Here is a 697-nt window from a genome sequence, read left to right on the forward strand (position 1 = left end):
GAGGGGCGCGGGGGCGGCGCGCCGAGGGCGTCAGGGGCAGTTGGGTTCGCCGGGCGCCGGCGGGACCCGGACCGCGTTCCACGCGGCCTTGGTCTTGAGGAAGACGCCGCATGTCGGGTCGAGCGCCTTGGCCGCCGCCAACGTCTGGCGCCGTTCCTGCACGTACTTCGTACCGCTCGTGCGCAACAGCAGGCCGCCGTAGAAGACCCGACCGGCGGTCTGGATGCCCACGCCGGTGACCGTCGAGCCGTTGCAGGTCGGGCTGTTCGGCTTGCCGCCACCGGGGTTGGAGCCCTCGGCGAGCAGGTAGAACCAGTGGTTCAGCGGGCCCGACGCCGTGTGCTCGTCCGGCGGCAACGTCGACGAGTAGCAGTTCGGGTCTCCGGTCAGCGAGGGGTTGTACATGTAACGGAGCGGCCCGCCACCGTCCAGGTCGACCATCTCGCCGACGGTGTAGTCCGGGGTGTCGAAGGGCGCGGGCTCGTTGGCGTACGCCTCGGTCAGCGCCCCCATGATGTCGCCGGTCCCCTCGGCGAGTCCGGGTTGGGCGAACGGGTAGCCCGGGCTGGTCGCGTCGACGCCGTGGGCGAACTCGTGTCCGACGATGTCCATCGCGCCCAGCCACTGGCTCCGCGTGTCGTGACCGATCACGATGCGCGATCCGTCCCAGTAGGCGTTGACGTCGTTGAGGCCGACC

1 pseudogene is annotated in these 697 nt (G+C 70.9%); it reads right to left on the reverse strand.

The window, feature by feature from the left end:
• Positions 1–36 precede the first annotated feature (36 nt).
• A pseudogene (locus GT354_RS36085) lies at positions 37–697 on the reverse strand (M4 family metallopeptidase); the annotation flags it as partial.

Origin of the sequence: Streptomyces sp. SID3343, assembly GCF_009865215.1 — a bacterium.
Taxonomy (GTDB): Bacteria; Actinomycetota; Actinomycetes; order Streptomycetales; family Streptomycetaceae; genus Embleya.